Genomic DNA, 4543 nt, shown 5'->3' on the forward strand with positions numbered 1-4543 from the left:
TGTATCGTAATGCTCTGTACAGCACACAGCACCTGGTAGGGTAACTCATCAGAGGCAATTTGCAGTGATTCCGCCAGTTCTTCACGGAATCTGGCCTCATCAATATCGGCATAACGGAGGCTTGTGGAAAAGTCGATGTCTTCAGTAAACCGGGAACTCTGGTACCGCAGGCCCATCAGCATGCCACCTTTCATTATCATCCGTGGCTGCAGATAGTTACTTGACGCAACAGCCTGCAAAACAATGTGGATTGCCTGACGAAAGGTTACACGGTCTACCGGAGCTGCGGCTATCCAGTCTTCAATTGAATGTTCCATGGCAGATGTCTGAATCAGTTGTTAATTGAAATACACCATACTTCGGAATAGACATTTTTGTAAGGGGTTGAAGCGACTAACTTTCTGCTCCCGCCTCGCTGGACACCTGCTTTCCAGCTGTCAATCGTCCGGTGGGTCAGGCCACAAACCTCTTCAAGTAAATAACCGGTACGGGCTTTATCAATACCCGTCCCTGTTTTGTCTACGGCTTTAACAATCACTGGCAGATGCTCCGCTGCATATTCCTGAAAAACATCCTGGACATGCATATATCCTCCGCAGAGATCCGGTTCACGAAGCATGTCGAGGAAAGTTTCACCAAGGGTTGACACCCTGATCCCACCAGATGCATGAAGTTCGGTACGTGGCTTATAGTTCCGGTGCGTATGTTGCTGCAGCTCTTTCCCATCTATTTTTTCGTACGGGGTGAATCCGCGAACCAGCAAAGGTTGCTCATTCTGCAATCCCGGAAACATTTCTTTTAGCTGTGCAAGCTGCTGCCTTCTGGCCGTAGATAAAGGAGCCTGGACAATGTGAAGCACATGTGGAATACGATCGGTGATCCCGTGCCATTCCATTGCTGACAGATAAGCAAGATGCGACCATGGGGTAAGGTCACAGACAATTTGCTGTGCGGTTGCTGAATCCCGGTTGCTGAGTTGCCATACATAGCCCGGAATAACCGGAGACAGGATCCCTTGTTGGATAATCCCGGAGAGGGTATCGGCAAGGACACGTGCATCTGGCTCAGCAGACTGTATCTTTCCTATCCTGCTACCCCCAAACATTTTGTCACGATACAACCTGTAGAGATATTCGTTGAACTCATGGAGAGCAATGACAGGTTTAGGATGGTGATCTAATAGTGTCAGCCTCAGAGCTTCATCAAGAGAAATTGTTTTATTCATGTAACACCAGTCACTGCCTAAGTCCTAAGGACTTAGGCAGTGACTTTAATAGAATGTCAATAATATATTCATGCATAAAAATGTTAACCATATGAAATAAAAAAGAAATGAAATTCTTGTTGACATTATGTTGGCTATAGTTTGTGTTTTTTTTTAACGAAAATAATTGAGGAAACAGGCTGGTTGTAAAATTGCGGCAATGGTTAGTTCGAAATAACGCCTTTTGTCGCTTATGAGCTAATTAAAGGTCTCCCCGCTTCTGTTTATCACAGATAGCCGGATTGAAGGCGTTAGTCCCATCATCTTCAGTACTATTACAGACTCTTATTACTGTCATTTTAGATACACCCGCCAGGCGGGCTGTTTCGCGCAGTGATTTTCCGTGGGCCAGATGCAGAGTGCGTATCAATTCATGTTTCTGTGCATCGGCCACCCTGCCCCGATATTTACCCTCTGCTTTTGCCTTGCTTATACCCAAATGTGACAGGCTGGCGCGCTCGTCGAGCTTGTCCAAACCTTCTCCTGCTCAGATGCAAGCTCTGAACAGACTCACGGTTTGCGCTGTGGGTCAACAAAATGATTGTGGACGTAGTACCCTCTTCTCCATTTAATCTTCGGTGCCTCCTGTGAGAGTAAAATCAAAATATTATGAGTTATTTCTTGCAACGTGATTCTTTTTGTTCAAAATGACAAAAAACGTCATGAGGTGATAAATGGAAAATATTGAGCAGTTACGGAAAGTCGCCACACGTGCAGGTAAACTTCTGACATCCTTGAGCGAAAGTATCCGCCAGCAAAAAGAGGAATTGAAGCTTACCGAGTTCTATCAGGAATACAGCAAAGCCGCCCTATATAAGCTGCCTAAGCTCAGTAAAGGGAGTGTTGAGTATGCTGTGGCCGAAATGGAAGCCAGTGGCTACATTTTTAAAAAGAAACCTTCCGGCAATACGATGAAGTACGCGATGACGATTCAGAACGTCATCGATCTGTATTTCCATCGTAAAGTACCCAAGTACAGAGATCGCTTCGATAAAGCCTTCGCTATTTTTGTATGTAACCTTAAAGGTGGCGGTTCCAAGACAGTTTCTACCGCTTCATTATCCCATGCCTTTCGGGCTCATCCTCAGCTTCTGTTCGAAGATCTGCGTATTCTGGCCATCGATTTCGATCCGCAGGCATCTCTGACAATGTTCCTGAGCCATGAGAATTCAGTGGGCCTAGTTGAAAATACGGCTGCTCAGGCCATGCTCCAGAATGTGTCTCGTGAAGAATTACTGTCCGATTTCATCGTGCCGTCAATTATCCCGGGCGTTGATGTTATTCCTGCTTCCATTGACGATGCATTCCTTGCTGAAGGCTGGAAGGGATTGTGTGAGGAACATCTGCCTGGGCAAAATATTCATGCAGTGCTTAAAGAGAACATTATCGACAAGCTCCGGTATGACTACGACTTTATCTTCCTTGATAGTGGTCCTCACCTCGATGCGTTCCTGAAAAACTGCATCGGAGCGGCAGACTTGATGTTGACCCCTCTTCCACCGGCAACGGTTGATTTTCATTCTTCCCTGAAGTTTGTAGCCAGCCTTCCTGCGCTTATTGATTCGATCGAACAGGATGGACACACCTGCAATCTCATCGGAAATGTCGGTTTTATGTCTAAAATCCTGAACAAGTCTGATCATAAAATTTGCCATAGTCAGGCCAAAGAGGTATTCGGTGCCGATATGCTCGACATGGTTCTGCCGAGGCTGGATGGCTTCGAGCGCTGCGGGGAGACTTTTGACACAGTTATTTCTGCAAATCCAGCAACCTATGATGGAAGCACCGAGGCGCTTAAAAGCGCAAAATCAGCAGCGGAAGACTTTGCGAAGGCCGTATTTGATCGCATTGAGTTCATTCGTACTAACGGAGGTATGTGATGTCGAATGAGAAAAGAAAAACCATTGGCAGACAGTTAAATACCCAGGCGTCAATGGTCGAGATGACTGACACCCAAAGAAGTCAGGTATTTACCCTAAAAACCGGTAGGAAGATAACGTTCAGTTTTTTTCGAGTACCTGCATCGGACGTTGAAAGTAAGACATTCGTAAACCAGGAAACCAACGGAAGAGATCAACTTGCTCTGACTAGGGAGTCTCTGAAATCTATTATCCAGACGATTAAGTTTCAGCAATTCTTCCCCTGTATTGGTATTCAGCAAGGTGAAAGGATTGAGATACTGGATGGTTCAAGACGGCGAGCCTCAGCGATTTATATCCGTACTGGCCTTGATGTAATGGTTACCGGTGAACTTTTATCAGCTGATGAAGCTCGCCAGCTGGCTAAAGATATCCAGACAGCTAAAGAGCATAACCTACGGGAGATCGGCTTAAGATTGATGGCTCTGAAAGAGTCTGGATTCAATCAAAAGGAAATTGCTGAACTGGAGGGGTTATCCCAGGCTAAGGTCACCAGGGCACTTCAGGCTGCAGCAGTACCGCAAGAATTGATTTCTCTGTTCCCGGTTCAGTCTGAGCTGTCGTTTAGTGACTATAAAATTCTGTTAGAGGTTAATGAAAAACTCAGTGAAAAGGGCTTAACGTCTGAAGGGCTCATTCAGTCTGTCTCAGGTCAGCATGATGCAATTTTGAGTGACTACGAGCGACCAGAAGACGAACAGAAAGCCAGTATACTGAAATTGATTTCTCAGGCCTCTCAGGCATTGATAGCTCCGCCTCCTAAGGAAAAGTCAGTAATTTCCGCACTCTGGACCTTTGAAGAAAAGGATAAGTTCGCGCGCAAGCGTGTGAAAGGGCGTACGCTGACTTATGAGTTTAGCCGTATGTCAAAAGTGGTTCAGGATGAACTGGACAAAGCTATCAATGAGGTCCTTGATAGAAATTTGAGTCAATAATTTCGCCATGGCGATTTCACACCTAACTTATTGAAATTAAATTATTTATGTTGATAATTTCAAGGTGAAATCGCCACGATTTCAAGTCAATTTCGCGGCAGGAATATCTGCCCAGCGTGTCGTATAAGCTGGCGAAAGTAGTTCCCTTTTCATCTGCCGGTCGGGGGCAATCCCCCGACCGGCGAACCATATTTTCCCCTTGCCCGAATGGTTAATACCGTCCACGACTGTCATCAGTTGATTGCTGTTGCTTCGGAGCTGAGTATCATCGAACAGATTCAGCTGCGAAACCCCGGTAGGAGTGAAATCATTGAGCATGCAACCCGCTTTTGCAGGCACTGTTGCAAAGTTATTGATGAGTTAGCCTTTAGTGTTATTGAAAGGTATTATCTTTCAAAGACTCTGCCCACCAGACGCATCTCGCC

General features: G+C 45.7%; 4 protein-coding genes and 2 pseudogenes. 2 read left to right on the top strand and 4 right to left on the bottom strand.

The window, feature by feature from the left end; all coding sequences use genetic code 11:
• From AAIE02_RS23490 to AAIE02_RS23500, 3 genes and pseudogenes are all read right to left on the bottom strand, one after another.
• Positions 1-317, bottom strand: a 317-nt coding sequence (locus tag AAIE02_RS23490; RefSeq protein WP_498533410.1) for a nucleotidyl transferase AbiEii/AbiGii toxin family protein, incomplete at its 3' end; no start/stop codon positions are given.
• 14 nt (positions 318-331) lie between these two features.
• On the bottom strand, positions 332-1225 hold the full coding sequence (locus AAIE02_RS23495) for a type IV toxin-antitoxin system AbiEi family antitoxin domain-containing protein (RefSeq protein ID WP_498533411.1): 894 nt from the start codon (positions 1223-1225) through the stop codon (positions 332-334).
• 241 nt (positions 1226-1466) lie between these two features.
• A pseudogene (locus AAIE02_RS23500) lies at positions 1467-1703 on the bottom strand (helix-turn-helix domain-containing protein); the annotation flags it as partial.
• 235 nt (positions 1704-1938) lie between these two features.
• Between AAIE02_RS23500 and AAIE02_RS23505 the strand changes: the two are divergent.
• On the top strand, positions 1939-3144 hold the full coding sequence (locus tag AAIE02_RS23505) for an AAA family ATPase (protein ID WP_350437428.1): 1206 nt from the start codon (positions 1939-1941) through the stop codon (positions 3142-3144).
• A complete protein-coding gene (locus tag AAIE02_RS23510) occupies positions 3144-4118 on the top strand; it encodes a ParB family protein (protein ID WP_498533412.1) in 975 nt (324 codons plus the stop codon). Before AAIE02_RS23505 ends, AAIE02_RS23510 begins: the two co-directional genes overlap by 1 nt.
• 81 nt (positions 4119-4199) lie before the next feature.
• On the opposite strand, the pseudogene AAIE02_RS23515 reads toward AAIE02_RS23510, so the two are convergent.
• Positions 4200-4451 (bottom strand): annotated as a pseudogene (locus AAIE02_RS23515) (DUF4113 domain-containing protein); the annotation flags it as partial.
• Positions 4452-4543: the final 92 nt, after the last annotated feature.

It is taken from the genome of Cedecea sp. Ae19-4 (assembly GCF_059801165.1).

Coding starts and splice junctions, on each gene's coding strand:
- AAIE02_RS23495 (WP_498533411.1), bottom strand. CDS start 1,225: ATGAATAAAACAATTTCTCTTGATGAAGCTCTGAGGCTGACACTATTA.
- AAIE02_RS23510 (WP_498533412.1), top strand. CDS start 3,144: ATGTCGAATGAGAAAAGAAAAACCATTGGCAGACAGTTAAATACCCAG.
- AAIE02_RS23505 (WP_350437428.1), top strand. CDS start 1,939: ATGGAAAATATTGAGCAGTTACGGAAAGTCGCCACACGTGCAGGTAAA.